Here is a 14987-nt window from a genome sequence, read left to right as displayed (position 1 = left end):
GATACTCTCCCGCCCCCAGCCTCCTCACTCCCCCTCAGCCGACACGCTGCCGTTCTCGTCGGCCCGGCGGGCCGCCGCCCCCAACTCCCCTTCCCAGCGCAGGTACAGGGAATGCGGGACGCCGACCGCGTCCAGCACCCGGCCGGCCACGAAGTCGACGAGTTCCCGCACGGTCGAGCCGCCGGCGTAGAACCCGGGAGAGGCGGGGAGGACGACGGCGCCCTGCGCGTCGAGCTCCACCAGGTGCTTCAACGTCACCCCGTTGAGTGGCGCCTCGCGCACGCACACGACCAGCGGGCGGCGCTCCTTGAGGGTGACGCTGGCCACCCGCTGCAGCAGGTCCTTGCTCAGACCGAGCGCGATCCCGGCCACCGCACCGGTGGTCGCGGGCACCACCAGCATGCCCTTGGCCGGGTACGAGCCGCTGGACGGGCCGGCCGCGAAGTCCCCGGCGGGCCAGTAGCGGACGTCGTCCAGGCCCTCGTCGGAGCCCAGCCAGGCGGCCAGGTCGGCGCGCCAGTGGGCGTCCCGGAAGGAGATGCCGGTCTCGTCGAGGATGGTGAGCCGGGCGGCTCGGCTGACGATCAGGTCCACCGGCTCCCCGGCGGCGAGCAGCGCCCGGATCACCGAGGCGGCGTACGGCGTCCCCGACGCACCAGAGACCCCGACCACCCACGGCTGACGCTTGACTGTTCCCATGTCCCATTTCTATCCGGACTCACCCGGTCGGGCCTCATCCGCGGGCTCCCCTGGAAGGATGGGGGCATGGCAGCGACCCTCGTCGACCTCACCCATCAGGTGACCACCGCGATGCCGGTCTACCCCGGCGATCCGGCCGTCCTGTTGGAGCCCGCGCTCACCACCGCCACCGCCGGGGTGAACGTGCTGGCCCTGCACCTCGGCTCGCAGTCCGGGACGCACGTGGACGCGCCCTACCACGTGGACGTCACCTGGCCGACCCTGGACGGGCTGCCGCTGGAGCGGTTCACCGGCCCTGCGGTGCTCGCCGACCTGCGCGGGCTGGAGCCCCGGGCCGCCGTCACCCCCGAGCTGCTCGCGCCCGCCCTGGCGCGCGTCGGCGAGGGGTCCGTCCTGCTGCTCGCCACCGGCTGGGCCCGGCACTGGGGCACCGACGCCTACCTCGCGCACCCCAGCCTGACCGCGGCCGCCGCCGAGGCGATCGTCGCCGCCGGGGTGCGGACCGTCGGGGTGGACGCGCTGAGCGTCGACCCCACCCCCGACCCGGGCCCGGGCGACCCGGCGGTCGCCGCGCTGCTCGCGGACCTCACCGACGAGCACGACCAGCCCGGCGCCGACGAGCCGACCCTCGCCGCGCACCGGGTGCTGCTGGGGGCGCCCGGCGGCGGGGTGATCGCCGAGAACCTGACCGATCTGCGGGCGCTGCTGGACGCCCAGGAGGCCGGGCGGCCGGTCGAGGTGTCGCTGTTCCCGCTGCGGCTGGCGGCGGCGGACGGTGCGCCGGTCCGGGCGGTGGCGCGGCTGGGCTAGGGAGTTCGAAGACCCGCCCCGGGCCGTTCCGGCCAGTCGCCGCACGGGACTTGGTCTAGACCATCCCCCGGCGCCGCCGCTACGCTGTCCGCCCATGGCAGAGATCATCGGAGTGATCGAGCGACTCTGGCGCTACCCCGTGAAGTCCACCGGCGGCGAGCGGCTCGACTCCGTCGAGGTGGACGAGCGCGGCCTGGCCGGCGACCGCCTCTACGCCGTCCGCGACGCGGACGGCAAGCTCGGCTCGGGCAAGAACACCCGCCGCTTCCGCCGGATGGACGGCCTGCTCCGCCTCTCCGCCCGCCTCGGCCACCGGATCGACGGCCCCGAACTGTTCGACCCGCTCGGCCGCCCGGTCGCCGACCCGGGCGCCTTCCTGCGCGCCTACCTCCAGCGCGAGGACGTCGAACTCGCCCGCGAGGACGCCGTCTCCCACTTCGACCAGCTGCCGGTCAGCGTGCTCACCACCGCCACCCTGGACTGGGTCCGCGAGGCCGCCCCCTTCACGGTGGTCGACGAGCGCCGGTTCCGCCCCAACATCCTGCTGCGGACGCCCCCGGGCACCCCGCCCTTCGTCGAGGACGGCTGGTTCGGCCGGGAGGGGCACGGCCGCGCCGGCGCCCGCCTCGCCTTCGTCCGCTCCAGCGAGCGCTGCGCGATGACCGGCGCCCCGCAGCCGGGGCTGCCGCACGCCCCCGAGATCCTCAAGGCGATCGTGCACGCCCATGACGGCCGGCTCGACGCCCTCGCCGAGGTCGCCGCCCCCGGGCGGCTGAGCGTGGGCGACGAGCTCGCGCTGCACTGAGCCCGGCGGGCGCTGGAGAGCGGAACCGCAGGTCAGGGCGGTCTCAGAGGTTTTCGAAAAAACTTTTGGATCACCTGCAACCCCGGCGGCCGCCGCACGTCTATGTCAGTGAGAGGCGGGGAAGCCCGCCGAACCCGGACCGCGAGAGGCGCTGGGGGCGACGCCCTCGAACTTCGGGTCCGACTGCAACCACACGTACCGGCCAGCGGCTGAAATGCCGACGGCAGAACACCCCGGGGGGTATTTCCATGCCTGCTGTCCGCGCCCGTCGTTCCCGCTCCACCGTCCTCACCGCCGCCACCCTCGGCGTGCTGCTGGCCACCGGCGCGGTGCTGTCCTCCCCGGCCGCGTACGCCGCCGAGGCACCGGCGGCCGCCACCGCCGCGGCGGAGGGCACCGCGAAGGCCGCGAACGAGGCCACCAAGCCGGAGCTGACGGTCAACGCACCGGCGTCGATCGGCCACGGCGGCGAGCCGGTCGAGTTCACCGAGACCGTCTCCAACCCCGGCACCGACGAGGCGACGTTCACCCTGGAGCTCAACGCGAGCAGCACGACGGCCATCTCGAACGGCAGCATCACCCTCGACTACCGCGGTGCCGACGGCACCTGGAAGCCCGTCACGTCGGCCTCCAGCCAGTCCACCGGCGCCACCGGCGAGATCACCGGCGTGACCGTCGCCGCCGGCGCCACCAAGACGCTCCAGCTGCGCATCGCCACCCCGGTCCACAACACCTGGGGCAACCAGGACTCGCCCGTCACCCTCCGCTCCGCCCTCACCAACCCGGCCGGGACCGTTCTCGCCGAGAGCACCAAGCAGATCACGGCCAAGGCCCTCACCGTGCAGGTCAAGGACGCGCCGACCACCGCCGTCGCCGGCGGCGCCCCGGTCGAGTTCGACGTCACCGTGAACAACCCCAGCGCCTCGCGCTACACCACCGTCGACAAGGTCGTGGAGGCGGACAAGCACAGCACGCTCCAGGTGCGGAAGGCCGACGGCAGCTGGGAGAACATCACCGGCACCGCCAGCAGCCAGCCGGGCTCCGACCGCGTCACGTACCACCTCACCGACGACAGGACCATCGCCGCCGGCAGCAGCGACACCCGGCACGTCCGCTTCGCGTTCGCCGCCGACGCCCCGCTCGGCACGGCCTACATCCACCCGTGGGCCATGCTCGACAGCGGCCCCGGCTTCATGCCCCTCGTTCTGGGCCCCCAGTTCGTCGCGATCGACGTCACCGCCGCCCCGGTCACCGCCAAGCCGGCGCTGACCATCCAGGAGCCGTCCCCGATCGGGTTCGGCGGCGAGCCCGTCGAGTTCTCCGAGACCGTCACCAACCCGGGCACCGCCGAGGCCCCGTTCACCCTGAAGCTCAACGTGAGCAACGTGCACGCCCGGGTTCACGACGCGTTCGCCATCGATTACCGCGACGCCGACGGCACCTGGAAGCCCGTCGAGCTGACCTTCAAGCAGAGCGACAGGACCTTCAACTTCAGCGGCAAGGTCGCCGGCCTGACCGTCCCCGCCGGCGCCACCAAGACCTTCCAGCTGCGGCTCGCCGCCGTGGGCAACAACGACGCGGGCGGCTACAACCAGCCGACCAAGCTCTACTCCGCCGTCGTCGACCCGGCGGCCGAGGACACCGTGCTCGCCGAGGCCACCAAGGACGTCACGGTGAAGTCGCTGGCCGTCGAGCTCAAGAACGCGCCGACCACCGCCGTCGTCGGCGGCGCCCCGGTCGAGTTCGACGTCGCCGTCAACAACCCCAGCGCCTCCCGGTTCGGCAAGCTCGCCACCATCCTGTGGATCGACCCGCACAGCGTCCTGGAGATGCAGAAGGCCGACGGCGCCTGGGAGACCGTGCCCGGCACCCCGGGCCCCCAGTCCGGCGGCCCCGCCCGCTACCTCATCAGCGACGACGCCCTCGCGGCAGGCGCGACCATCACCAAGCACGTCCGCCTCGCCTACACCGCCGAGGCCCAGGTCGGCCAGACCGCCGTCAGCCCGTTCGCCCACATCAACGAGGGCACCGCCCACGCCGCCATCGCGGGCCCGCAGGGCACCGCGATCCAGCTCACCGCCGACACTTCCGGCATCGGCACCGGCCCCGTCATCCGGACCAGCTACACCACCGGCACCGCCGACGAGACCGACACCACCAGCGCCACTGGCACCACCGGCACCACCCAGCTGGCGGGCGGCGAGCTCGCCCACACCGGGTCGGACGGCGTCATCAAGACCGCGGCGGGCGCCGCCGCCCTGCTCGTCAGCGGCATCGGCGCGCTCTTCGTCGCGCGCCGCCGCCGCAGCGCCTGACCGCCTCCGTCCGAGCCCCGGCTCCCCGGCTTCGCCCGGCGCGCCGGGGCTCGGCGTTTCCCGGGAGGTGCGCTCTAGGAACGGATCAGGCAGAAGGGGTGCCCGGCGAGGTCGGCGTAGATGCGCCAGCGGCCGGCGTCGTGCAGCCGGACGGCGCCGAGGGCGAGCACCTCGCGCTCGGCGGCGGCCAGGTCCTCGACGTCGATGTCCAGGTGCGCCTGCTGGGGGTGGGCCGGGTCCGACCAGCGCGGCGGGCGATGGTCGACGACGCCCTGGAAGCTGAGCACCGTGCCGTCGTCGAGGTGCAGGGTGGACCAGCCCTCGCCGAGCGACCAGCGCGGGTCCGGACGGTCGACCTCGCCGCCCAGCAGCCCCGCGTAGAAGCGGGCCAGCACGGCCGGGTCCGGGCAGTCGAGCACGAGGCACTGCAGCTTGCCGATCACGGTCTTCCCCTCCGCCGGGTTCTGCGGCCGTGATTCTCGCAGGCGCCCCGGAGGGGTGAAGCCTTCCGGCCCCGCTACGGCAGGGCGACCGCCCGCAGGTAGGCCTCGGCGAAGAGGTCGATGGACTCCTCCAGCGAGGGCAGTCCGGCGCCGAGGGCCGGTTCGAGGACCGGCCGCAGCAGGATGTGGTTGATCAGCGGGCCGAACAGCAGTTGGAGCAGCACCGGGAGCGGCAGCGGACGCAGCCGTCCGGCCTCGATGTATGGCAGCAGCAGCCGGCCGAGGCCGTCGAACAGTCGCGGCAGGTGGGCCGCCATCATCCGGGAGGCGGGGCCGTCCGGTCGGGCGAACAGGTCGGCGAAGACCGCCGGCATGACCCGGGGCTGGCGGTCGAAGGCCGCGGCGAAGGCGCGGTGGAGCGCCCGGACGGTGTCCTCCAGGCGCTCCGGCGGGTTCGCGGCGAGCGCTTCCAGGTCCGGCAGCGGGCCGTACTGGAGGAAGACGGCGGTGAGCAGGCCGTCCCGGCCCTCGAAGACGGTGTGCAGGCTGGGCAGCGAGCACTCGGCGCGGTCCGCCACGGCGTCCAGGGTGACCCCGCCCAGGCCGCGTTCGGCCACCAGCCCGGCCGCCGCCGCGATCGCACGCTCCCGTACCGGCGGCCGTCCGCCCGGGTCGACGCCCGCCTGCCGGACCGCCTCGTCCAGCGGTGCCCGGCAGCCGCCGAGCCTGCGCAGCAGGGTGCTGCGGGAGATGCCGGCCGTCGCGGCGATCGCCGTCAGCGGGACGTCCGCGACGTCCTGGCCCCGGTCCTTCGCCGCCGTGAGGGCGGCCGCCACCAGATCCTTCATGTGAAGCAGCATACTACTTGACACCTGAGACAGTTCCAGAGACTCTGTAAATGCAAGTTCCACACGGAAGGTGATCAACCGAGCACAGCAAGGGAGAGAGCCATGAGCGTCGTGATCTCCGGGGGCGGACCGGCCGGAATGATGTTGGGCCTGCTGCTGGCCCGGGCGGGTGTCGAGGTGACCGTGCTGGAGAAGCACGGGGACTTCCTGCGGGACTTCCGCGGCGACACCGTCCACGCCTCCACCGTGCGGCTGATGGACGAACTCGGCCTCGGCCGGAAGTTCGCCGCGCTGCCGCAGAGCCGGCTCGGCAACCTGGTGGTGCCAGTGCCCGGCGTCGGCCAAGTCCCGCTGAGCGCCTACGACCGGCTGCCCGCGCCGTACAACTACATCGCGATGATGCCGCAGTGGGACCTGCTCAACTTCCTCGTCGAGGAAGCCCGGCAGGAGCCCACCTTCACCCTGCGGATGAACACCGAGGCCACCGGGCTGATCCGGGAGGGCGGCCGGGTCGCCGGCGTGCGCTACCGCACCCGGGACGGCGAACAGGGCGAGCTCCGCGCCGACCTCACCGTCGGCACCGACGGCCGGCACTCCACCCTGCGCAAGGCGGCCGGGCTGGTGGCCGAGGAGTACCCGGTGCCCTTCGACGTCTGGTGGTTCCGCCTGCCCCGGCACGCGGAGGAGCAGGCCGCGCCGCCCAGCCTCGTCGCCGGCTTCGGCGACGGCGAGCTGGCCCTCAGCATCGCCCGCGACAGCTACTTCCAGATCGCCTACTTCAAGCCGAAGGGCTCCGACCCGCAGCTGCGCGCCGAAGGCGTGGAGCGCTTCCGCGAGCGGATCGCCCGGCTGCTGCCCCAGTACGCCGACCGCGTCGACCAGTTGGCGGGCATGGACGACGTCCACATGCTCGACGCCCGGCTCAACCGGCTGGACCGCTGGTACACCGACGGGCTGCTGCTGATCGGCGACGCCGCCCACGCGATGTCCCCGGCCGGCGGGGTGGGCATCAACCTCGCCATCCAGGACGCCGTCGCGGCCGCCACCCTGCTCGCCGAGCCGCTGCTGCGCGGCCGCCCGACCACCGCCGCGCTCGCCCGGGTGCAACGGCGGCGCCAGATGCCGACGGTGGTCATCCAACGGCTGCAGCGGATCCTGCACGGCGTGATGTTCGTCCCGGCGCTCACCGGCCGGCGGTCCGGCCCGCCGATGGGATTCGCCGCGCTCGTCCGCCACGTCCCGGCGGTCCGGCTGGGCATCTCCCGCCTGATCGCCTTCGGCCCCCGCCCCGAACACGCCCCGGACTTCGCCCGACGGCCCATGGCGTAGCCGCCTGCCGCACGGGCCGGCGACCGGCCGTTCGGGCGGGAGGCTTTCCGGGAAGGACCGAGGGCATGACGATCCCTCACCGCTCGACCGGCACCGGCGACCACCACGTCCTGGTCCTGCACGACTGGTTCGGCACCAGCGCGGGCTGGGGCCCCTTCCTCGACTACCTCGACGGCAGGGCCTTCAGCTACGCGTTCCTCGACTACCGGGGCTACGGGGAACGGAAGGACGTCACCGGCTCCTACACGCTCGCCGAGATCGCCGCCGACGCGCTCGCCCTGGCCGATCAACTCGGCTGGGACCGCTTCTCGCTGATCGGCCACTCGATGGGCGGCAAGGCCGCGCAGCAGGTGCTGGCCGAGGCGCCGCTGCGGGTGCGCAAGCTCGTCGGCCTGGCGCCCGTCCCCGCCGGGGCCTACCCGCTGGACGCCGACGGCGAGGCGCTGTTCTACGGCGCCGCCGAGGACCGCGAGAAGCGGTACGCGATCCTCGACCTGGTCACCGGGCAGCGGGCGGGCCGGGTCTGGCTGGACCGCATGGTCGACCAGTCGCTCTGGCTCTCCACACCCGAGGCCTTCGGCGGGTACGTGCGGGACTGGGCGACGGCCGACCTGGAACGCCGCATCAGCGGGAACCCCGTCCCCGTCAAGGTGATCGTGGGCGCACACGACCTCGCCCTGACCGCCGACGTGATGCGCGGCACCTGGCTCGCCCACTACCCCAACGCCGAACTGGAGGAGCTCGACGGCAGCGGCCACTACCCGATGTACGAGACGCCGGTGGCGCTGGCCACCTCGCTGGAGTCCTTCCTGCACAACTGACACCCGCCTTCACCCGGCCGGGTGCGCTTCGCGGCGAGGGGCGGAGACCTGTAGCAGGCTCCTCCGCATGACTGACGATCCGTCAGTGCAGTCGCCTCGACCTCGCGGAGATCTCCATGGCCAACGTCCCGAAAGACCTCAAGTACACCAAGGACCACGAGTGGGTGCGGACCACCGGCAAGGACAAGGCCCGCGTGGGCATCACCGACTACGCGCAGAAGCAGCTCGGCGACGTCGTCTTCGCCGACATCCCCACCATGGGGAAGCAGCTCGAATCCGACGAAGCGTTCGGCACGGTGGAGTCCGTCAAGGCGGTGAGCGAGATCTTCATGCCGCTCACCGGAACGGTCACCGCGGTGAACGAGGGCCTGGGCGACGAACCCGAGCTGATCAACACGGACCCGTACGGCGACGGCTGGATCATCGAGCTCACCGTCGCCCAGCCTGACGAGCTGAAGCAGTTGCTCACGGCCGCCCAGTACGAGGCCTTCATCTCCAGCCGTTCGGAGTAGCCACCCCGGGCCGAGCGCACAGGAAGTCGGACTTGCCGACCTCCTGTGCGCAGCCGGCGCCCGGCCAGGTGGCGGGGGCCAGGGCGAGGTCGGCGCGCGAAGCACTCGGGGGCGCACGGGAGTTGGCGCACGCCTGGTAGACGATGGCGCATGAACCGGAGACCCGCACACATGGGGCGTCTCATACTTCTCGCCTACGTTCGAGTCATGACAGAGAAGCGAGTTGACGAGACGTCACCCGTGCTGGCGGTCGGCGTCCCCGGAGCGGTCGAGCGACACGTCGGGCTGCAGCTCGCCGCCGCCGGGGTGCGCGTGCGGACCCTGACACAGCGGGCCCTGCTCGACCCGGCATCGCTGGAGGCGGCGGTCCAGGAGGCGGGCGCGGTGCTGCTGGGGTGGCCGTTCCCCACGGCGGACGAGGCGGCGGACGCGGTGGGGGTGCTGGCCCGGGAGGTCGGGCGGGTGGTGTTCCTCTCCTCGACGACCGTCCGGGCCGAGGGCGAGGTGGAGGCGCTGCTCGCCGGGAGCGGGGTCCGGCACACGGTGCTGCGGGCGCACGGGTTCACCGCCGCGCTCCAGTGGGCGCAGGAGATCCGCTCCGGGGGCGCCGTGCAGGGCTACGGCGGCGCGGCCGGACTGAACCCGGTGGACGAGCGGGACATCGCGGCGGTCGCCGTCCGCGCCCTCACCGAGGACGGCCACGACGGCGCGCACTACCTGCTCACCGGCCCGGAGTGCCCGACCCAGGCGGAACAGGTGGACATCATCGGCGAGGCCGCCGGCCGCCCGGTGAAGTGGCAGGAGATCCCCCGCGAGGCGGCCCGCCGCCGCATGTCCGCCACCGGCCGGCCCGGGGCGGCCGTCGACAGCGCACTGGAGTTCATCCACGCCCGCATCACCACCCCAAACCCGGCCACCACAACGGTCCAGGACCTCACCGGCCACCCACCCCGCAACTTCCGCACCTGGGCCACGGATCACGCGTCCCTGTTCCGTTAGGGCGTGCCCGGCCGGCGGCCGGGCCGCTCAGATCCCCAGGCCCCGGATGATCAGGTCCAGCAGGGCGAAGACGAACAGCGAGATGCCCACGAAGCCGTTGGTCTGGAAGAACGCCCGGTTCAGCTTGGAGAGGTCGTTCGGCTTGACGATGGTGTGCTCGTAGACGAACGCCCCCGCGACGACGACCAGGCCGACCCAGAACGCCGCACCGGCGTGGGTCAGGAGCGCGAACCACCCCAGCAGGAGCGTCGTGACGACGTGGCACACCCGTGCGCCCCAGATGGCCGCCGGGATGCCGAAGCGGGCCGGTACCGACCGCACCTTGCCGTGCCGGTCGGACTCGACGTCCTGGCAGGCGTAGATGAGGTCGAAGCCGCCGATCCACACGCCGACCGCGACGCCCAGTACGAGGGCGTCCCACGACCAGGTGCCGGTCACCGCGAGCCAGGCGCCGACCGGGCCCATGGCCTGGGCGAGGCCCAGGATGGCCTGCGGGAAGTCGGTGAAGCGCTTGCCGTACGGGTAGACCACCATCGGCACGACGGCGACCGGCGCGAGCGCCAGGCAGAGCGGGTTGAGCATCGCCGCCGCGCCGAGGAAGACGATCAGCGCCACGGCCGAGCCGGCGTACGCCGTCTTCAGCGACACCGCGCCCGTGACGAGTTCGCGCGAGGCCGTGCGCGGGTTCCGGGCGTCGATCTCGCGGTCGATGATCCGGTTGGCGGCCATGGCGAAGGTGCGCAGGCCGACCATGCAGACGGTGACGATGAACAGCTCGCCCCAGTGCACCCGCTTGTCGGCGAGGAACATGGCCGTCAGTGCGGCGGTGTAGGCGAAGGGCAGGGCGAAGACCGAGTGCTCGATCATCACCAGGCGCAGGAAGGCCTTCGTGCGCCCCGGGGTTTCGACGGCAGCCGTGCTCACAGCCCGTATTCCTTCCAGCGGCGGGACACCAGGGCGGCCGTGGCCGGGTCCGACTCGACCATCTCGGGCCACCCGCCGTCGCGGGTGTACCCCTCCTCGGGGAGCTTGCGGGTCGCGTCGATGCCGGCCTTGCCGCCCCAGAACTGCTGGTAGGAGGCGTGGTCGAGGTGGTCGACCGGGCCCTCGACGACGGTGAGGTCGCGGCTGTAGTCGACGTTGCCGAAGGCCCGCCAGGCGACCTCCTGGTAGTCGTGCACGTCGCAGTCGGAGTCCACCACGATGATCAGCTTGGTCAGCGACATCATGTGGGCGCCCCAGATGGCGTGCATCGTCTTCTGGGCGTGCTTGGGGTACTTCTTGTCGATCGAGACGATCACGCAGTTGTGGAAGCCGCCGGCCTCGGGCAGGTCGTAGTCGACGATGTCCGGGATGATGATCTTCAGCAGCGGCAGGAAGAACCGCTCGGTGAACTTGCCCAGCGGGCCGTCCTCGGTCGGCGGGCGGCCGACCACGATGGACTGGAGGATCGGGCGGCGGCGCATCGTCACGCAGTCGATCTTCAGCGCCGGGAACGGCTCCTGCGGGGTGTAGAAGCCGGTGTGGTCGCCGAACGGGCCCTCGGGGAGCATCTCGCCGGGCTCCAGCCAGCCCTCCAGCACCACCTCGGCGTCGGCCGGGACCTGGAGCGGGACGGTCTTGCAGTCGACCATCTTCACCCGCTCCCCGGCGACGAAGCCGGCGAACAGGTACTCGTCGATGTCGCCGGGCAGCGGCGCGGTGGCCGCGTAGGTCACGGCGGGCGGGCAGCCGAAGGCGATCGCGACCGGCAGCCGCTCGCCGCGCTTCGCGGCCACCGCGTAGTGGTTGCGGCTGTCCTTGTGGATCTGCCAGTGCATGCCGATGGTGCGGCGGTCGTGCCGCTGGAGCCGGTAGAGCCCGAGGTTGCGGATGCCGCTGTCCGGGTCCTTGGTGTGGGTGAGGCCCAGGTTGAAGAAGGAGCCGCCGTCCATCGGCCAGGTGAACAGGGCGGGCAGCTCGTCCAGGTTGACGTCGTCGCCGGTGAGCACGACCTCGTGGACCGGTGCGTCGCCGGACTTCACGTGCCGGGGCGGCACGTGCGCCATCGAGGCGAGCTTGCCGAAGGCGTCCCGGAAGCCGGTGAAGCCCTGCGGCAGCTCGGGCTTGAGCAGGCCGGCGATCTTCTCCGCGATGTCGTCCGGGCCCTTGAGGCCGAGCGCCTTGGCGAGGCGCCGCTCGGTGCCGAAGACGTTCATCGCGAGCGGCATCGACGAGCCCTTGACGTTCTCGAAGAGCAGCGCGGGGCCCTTGGCCTTCTGGACCCGGTCGACGATCTCGCCGATCTCCAGGTGCGGGTCCACCTCTGCCTTGATGCGCTTGAGGTCGCCCTCACGGTCGAGTGCCCGCAGGAACGAGCGGAGATCGTCGTATGCCATGCCTGTCAGTATCCGCCACCGGATAGCCTGGCTCCGTCAAGGGCCCCGGGAAGGCACCCGCCCCGACCGCCCCGCAGGGAGATCGCCGCCGTGCTGAGAATTCTTCTGACCATCGTCCTTCCGCTCGCGCTCTGGGTGTGGGCGTTCATCGACTGCCTGACCACGCCCGAGGACCTGGTGAAGCACCTGCCCAAGCCGGTGTGGGTGCTCATCGTGCTGCTGTTCCCGCCGGTGGGCCCGATCGCCTGGCTGGTGGCCGGCAAGCAGCGCGGCCTCCTGCGGACCGGGGCGCCCGACGACGCCGACGGTCGTCCGGGGCAGCCGGTCCGGCGCGACGGCCGCCCGCTCGCACCGGACGACGACCCCGAATTCCTCGCTTCGTTGAAGAGGAGCGACAACGATCACGAGGACATGCTGAAGCGGTGGGAGGCCGATTTGCGCCGCCGCGAGCAGGAGCTGCGGGGCGAGGACGAGCCCGAGGACGGCCGAAAGAGCTGATCGGAGCCACTGGGGGGATCCCCCGGACAGCCCACCCGAACGGCACCGGGTGGGCTGTGGTGTTTTTGGCGCTTCCCTACGACTCGGCGCCGTCTAGCACGGATCCGCACCGGTTCCCGACCGGACTTGAGCGGGGCTTGAGCAAGGCGCAAGAGAGCCGCCCTACATTACTGAACGAGGGCCCTGACCTGCGCTTTTCTTCATGTTCAGATCATCGGGCCATCACCTGACCGACAGCCCCCGGTATTCGAACGGACACCCAGTGCTCCGGCTTCGACACCACCGCTTCTGTGCAGGCCTGACATCTAAACGGACCTGACCTTGTACGGAATCGACGCCGAAACCAACGCACGGCCCCTCGTACAGTCATAAGTGAAGAAAGTGATTCGCAGCCGGGGGCACAGCAGACGTTGGCTGTCGGACAGTTCCCTCACCCTTGGAGTGGTTCGAGATGACGGTTGTGCATGAGGCGCCAGTCGACGGCGAGGTCCCCGAGGTCGCGGCCGACGCCCGCGGGCGGGTCGCCGAGCTGCACGAACTGCGCGAGAAGGTGCGGCGCGGCCCCAGCGAGAAGGCCACCGAGGCCCAGCACGCGAAGGGCAAGCTGACCGCCCGCGAGCGCATCGACCTGCTGCTGGACGAGGGCTCCTTCCGCGAGGTCGAGCCGCTGCGCCGGCACCGCGCCCAGGGCTTCGGCCTGGAGGCGAAGAAGCCGTACACCGACGGTGTGATCGTCGGCTGGGGCACCGTGCACGGGCGGACCGTCTTCACCTACGCGCACGACTTCCGGATCTTCGGCGGCGCGCTGGGCGAGGCCCACGCGCAGAAGATCCACAAGATCATGGACATGGCCATCGCCGCCGGAGCCCCCCTGGTCTCCCTCAACGACGGCGCCGGCGCCCGCATCCAGGAGGGCGTCACCGCCCTCGCCGGCTACGGCGGCATCTTCCAGCGCAACACCAGGGCCTCCGGCGTCATCCCGCAGATCTCCGTCATGCTCGGCCCCTGCGCCGGCGGCGCCGCCTACTCCCCCGCGCTGACCGACTTCGTGTTCATGGTCCGCGAGACCTCCCAGATGTTCATCACCGGACCCGACGTCGTCCAGGCCGTCACCGGCGAGAAGATCAGCCAGAACGGCCTCGGCGGCGCCGACGTCCACGCCGGCGTCTCCGGCGTCTCCCACTTCGTCTACGACGACGAGCAGTCCTGCATCGAGGAAGTCCGCTACCTCCTCTCCCTGCTCCCCCAGAACAACCGCGAGATGCCGCCCCCCGCCGTCAACGACGACCCCGTCGAGCGCCGCAACGACACCCTCCTCGACCTCGTCCCCGCCGACGGCAACCGCCCCTACGACATGCGCAAGGTCATCGAGGAGATCGTCGACCACGGCGAATACCTCGAAGTCCACGAACGCTGGGCCACCAACGTCCTGTGCGTCCTGGCCCGCATCGACGGCCACGTCACCGGCATCATCGCCAACCAGCCCCAGTCCCTCGCCGGCGTCCTCGACATCAACGCCAGCGAGAAGGCCGCCCGCTTCGTCCAGATGTGCGACGCCTTCAACATCCCCCTCGTCACCATGCTCGACGTCCCCGGCTTCCTGCCCGGCGTCGACCAGGAGCACGACGGCATCATCCGCCACGGCGCCAAGCTCCTCTACGCCTACTGCAACGCCACCGTGCCCCGCATCCAGCTCATCCTGCGCAAGGCCTACGGCGGCGCCTACATCGTCATGGACTCCCGCTCCATCGGCGCCGACCTCTCCTACGCCTGGCCCACCAACGAGATCGCCGTCATGGGCGCCGAAGGCGCCGCCAACGTCATCTTCCGCCGCGACATCAACGCCGCCGAAGACCCCGACGCCATGCGCGCCCAGAAGATCAAGGAATACAAGAACGAACTGATGCACCCGTACTACGCGGCCGAACGCGGCCTCGTCGACGACGTCATCGACCCCGCCGAGACCCGCCAGGTGATCGCCTCCGCCCTGGCCATGCTCCGCACCAAGCACGCCGACCTGCCCAGCCGCAAACACGGCAACCCGCCGATGTAACGCCCGCGCCCACGCGCGGCCCGCAGCACGCAGTTCCGAGCGACCACCACACACCACAAGCCACCGGGGGAGAAAACCAGACCATGACTGCTTCCGCCGAACCCCTCGTCCGTATCGTCCGCGGCTCGCTCTCCGACGAGGAGCTGGCCGCCCTCACCGCCGTGCTGATGGCCCGGGCGGCCGTCGCGCAGCAGGCCGCCGCGACCGCGCAGGTCGAGCCGATCGCCAACTGGCAGCGCCTGGAGCGCCGCCCGGCCTACTACTCGCCGGTCAGCTGGCAGCAGGCCGCCTGACGGCCCGGAACCTCCCGCGACGGCCGGTCACCCCACCCGGGTGGCCGGCCTTCCGGCCTTCCCGGCGGCCTGGGGCACCCGTCCCGGCCGGTCCGACCACCGGGTGTCCGCTCCGCCCCGGCGCGGCTCGGTAGAATACCTACTGGACGGTATGCGGCCCGCCGCCCCGTCGGCCCCCATAGGA

15 protein-coding genes are annotated in these 14987 nt (G+C 71.9%); 10 read left to right on the top strand and 5 right to left on the bottom strand.

The features are described 5' to 3' along the window. Positions 1 to 24: 24 nt before the first annotated feature. Positions 25 to 699 carry a UbiX family flavin prenyltransferase gene (locus tag AB0R04_RS25310; RefSeq protein WP_363374948.1) on the bottom strand — a complete coding sequence of 225 codons (675 nt, stop codon included), beginning with the start codon at positions 697 to 699 and terminating at the stop codon, positions 25 to 27. Positions 700 to 765: 66 nt separating this feature from the next. Between AB0R04_RS25310 and AB0R04_RS25305 the strand changes: the two genes are divergently transcribed. The 3 genes from AB0R04_RS25305 (at position 766) to AB0R04_RS25295 (ending at position 4629) form a co-directional block, all read left to right on the top strand. Beyond that, positions 766 to 1509, top strand: coding sequence for a cyclase family protein (locus tag AB0R04_RS25305; RefSeq protein ID WP_063348889.1), 744 nt, complete (start codon positions 766 to 768; stop codon positions 1507 to 1509). Positions 1510 to 1603: 94 nt separating this feature from the next. After that, positions 1604 to 2314 carry an MOSC N-terminal beta barrel domain-containing protein gene (locus AB0R04_RS25300; protein WP_363374946.1) on the top strand — a complete coding sequence of 237 codons (711 nt, stop codon included), beginning with the start codon at positions 1604 to 1606 and terminating at the stop codon, positions 2312 to 2314. Between the two features lie 248 nt (positions 2315 to 2562). Beyond that, complete coding sequence (locus tag AB0R04_RS25295; protein WP_363374943.1) at positions 2563 to 4629, top strand: hypothetical protein; 2067 nt, start codon at positions 2563 to 2565, stop codon at positions 4627 to 4629. Between the two features lie 74 nt (positions 4630 to 4703). Here AB0R04_RS25295 and AB0R04_RS25290 read toward each other — a convergent pair whose 3' ends face one another. Together AB0R04_RS25290 and AB0R04_RS25285 are read right to left on the bottom strand one after the other, a co-directional pair. Next, a complete protein-coding gene (locus AB0R04_RS25290) occupies positions 4704 to 5072 on the bottom strand; it encodes a VOC family protein (RefSeq protein WP_363374940.1) in 369 nt (122 codons plus the stop codon). Between the two features lie 74 nt (positions 5073 to 5146). Then, complete coding sequence (locus AB0R04_RS25285; protein WP_363374937.1) at positions 5147 to 5920, bottom strand: TetR/AcrR family transcriptional regulator; 774 nt, start codon at positions 5918 to 5920, stop codon at positions 5147 to 5149. A 102-nt stretch (positions 5921 to 6022) separates the two neighbouring features. Between AB0R04_RS25285 and AB0R04_RS25280 the strand changes: the two genes are divergently transcribed. The 4 genes from AB0R04_RS25280 to AB0R04_RS25265 all read left to right on the top strand — a co-directional run bounded on the left by AB0R04_RS25280 (position 6023) and on the right by AB0R04_RS25265 (position 9581). After that, complete coding sequence (locus tag AB0R04_RS25280) at positions 6023 to 7249, top strand: FAD-dependent oxidoreductase (protein ID WP_063348886.1); 1227 nt, start codon at positions 6023 to 6025, stop codon at positions 7247 to 7249. A gap of 65 nt (positions 7250 to 7314) precedes the next feature. Beyond that, entirely contained in the window at positions 7315 to 8070 is a 756-nt protein-coding gene (locus AB0R04_RS25275; RefSeq protein WP_363374934.1) for an alpha/beta hydrolase, read from the top strand. Between the two features lie 116 nt (positions 8071 to 8186). Beyond that, positions 8187 to 8582, top strand: a complete 396-nt coding sequence (gene gcvH / locus AB0R04_RS25270; RefSeq protein WP_363374933.1) for a glycine cleavage system protein GcvH — start codon at positions 8187 to 8189, stop codon at positions 8580 to 8582. A gap of 207 nt (positions 8583 to 8789) precedes the next feature. Then, the gene (locus tag AB0R04_RS25265; RefSeq protein ID WP_363374930.1) at positions 8790 to 9581 is read left to right on the top strand and encodes a hypothetical protein; all 792 of its coding nucleotides are present in this window, start codon (positions 8790 to 8792) and stop codon (positions 9579 to 9581) included. Between the two features lie 27 nt (positions 9582 to 9608). Here AB0R04_RS25265 and mqnP read toward each other — a convergent pair whose 3' ends face one another. Further along, complete coding sequence (gene mqnP, locus AB0R04_RS25260; RefSeq protein WP_363375016.1) at positions 9609 to 10514, bottom strand: menaquinone biosynthesis prenyltransferase MqnP; 906 nt, start codon at positions 10512 to 10514, stop codon at positions 9609 to 9611. Then, the gene (locus AB0R04_RS25255; RefSeq protein WP_063348882.1) at positions 10502 to 11959 is read right to left on the bottom strand and encodes a menaquinone biosynthesis decarboxylase; all 1458 of its coding nucleotides are present in this window, start codon (positions 11957 to 11959) and stop codon (positions 10502 to 10504) included. The genes mqnP and AB0R04_RS25255 overlap by 13 nt, the downstream gene beginning before the upstream one ends. 90 nt (positions 11960 to 12049) lie before the next feature. Here AB0R04_RS25255 and AB0R04_RS25250 point away from each other — a divergent pair, with 90 nt between their 5' ends. From AB0R04_RS25250 to AB0R04_RS25240, 3 genes are all read left to right on the top strand, one after another. Continuing rightward, complete coding sequence (locus AB0R04_RS25250) at positions 12050 to 12457, top strand: PLD nuclease N-terminal domain-containing protein (RefSeq protein WP_363374928.1); 408 nt, start codon at positions 12050 to 12052, stop codon at positions 12455 to 12457. A 451-nt stretch (positions 12458 to 12908) separates the two neighbouring features. Next, positions 12909 to 14510, top strand: a complete 1602-nt coding sequence (locus tag AB0R04_RS25245) for an acyl-CoA carboxylase subunit beta (RefSeq protein ID WP_363374925.1) — start codon at positions 12909 to 12911, stop codon at positions 14508 to 14510. An 83-nt stretch (positions 14511 to 14593) separates the two neighbouring features. Further along, entirely contained in the window at positions 14594 to 14803 is a 210-nt protein-coding gene (locus AB0R04_RS25240) for an acyl-CoA carboxylase subunit epsilon (RefSeq protein WP_063348879.1), read from the top strand. Positions 14804 to 14987: the final 184 nt, after the last annotated feature.

The organism is Kitasatospora sp. NPDC056731 (assembly GCF_040687675.1).
Classification (GTDB): Bacteria; Actinomycetota; Actinomycetes; order Streptomycetales; family Streptomycetaceae; genus Kitasatospora.
The sequence above is the reverse complement of the archived record's forward strand: the minus strand, read 5'-3'. Positions and strand labels throughout refer to the sequence as shown.

Bases quoted from the DNA above. Each gene is read 5' to 3' on its own strand.
- AB0R04_RS25295 (WP_363374943.1), top strand. From the start codon at position 2,563: ATGCCTGCTGTCCGCGCCCGTCGTTCCCGCTCCACCGTCCTCACCGCC.
- AB0R04_RS25280 (WP_063348886.1), top strand. From the start codon at position 6,023: ATGAGCGTCGTGATCTCCGGGGGCGGACCGGCCGGAATGATGTTGGGC.
- AB0R04_RS25275 (WP_363374934.1), top strand. From the start codon at position 7,315: ATGACGATCCCTCACCGCTCGACCGGCACCGGCGACCACCACGTCCTG.
- AB0R04_RS25300 (WP_363374946.1), top strand. From the start codon at position 1,604: ATGGCAGAGATCATCGGAGTGATCGAGCGACTCTGGCGCTACCCCGTG.
- gcvH (WP_363374933.1), top strand. From the start codon at position 8,187: ATGGCCAACGTCCCGAAAGACCTCAAGTACACCAAGGACCACGAGTGG.
- AB0R04_RS25310 (WP_363374948.1), bottom strand. From the start codon at position 699: ATGGGAACAGTCAAGCGTCAGCCGTGGGTGGTCGGGGTCTCTGGTGCG.
- AB0R04_RS25255 (WP_063348882.1), bottom strand. From the start codon at position 11,959: ATGGCATACGACGATCTCCGCTCGTTCCTGCGGGCACTCGACCGTGAG.
- AB0R04_RS25245 (WP_363374925.1), top strand. From the start codon at position 12,909: ATGACGGTTGTGCATGAGGCGCCAGTCGACGGCGAGGTCCCCGAGGTC.
- AB0R04_RS25265 (WP_363374930.1), top strand. From the start codon at position 8,790: ATGACAGAGAAGCGAGTTGACGAGACGTCACCCGTGCTGGCGGTCGGC.
- AB0R04_RS25240 (WP_063348879.1), top strand. From the start codon at position 14,594: ATGACTGCTTCCGCCGAACCCCTCGTCCGTATCGTCCGCGGCTCGCTC.
- AB0R04_RS25285 (WP_363374937.1), bottom strand. From the start codon at position 5,920: ATGAAGGATCTGGTGGCGGCCGCCCTCACGGCGGCGAAGGACCGGGGC.
- AB0R04_RS25305 (WP_063348889.1), top strand. From the start codon at position 766: ATGGCAGCGACCCTCGTCGACCTCACCCATCAGGTGACCACCGCGATG.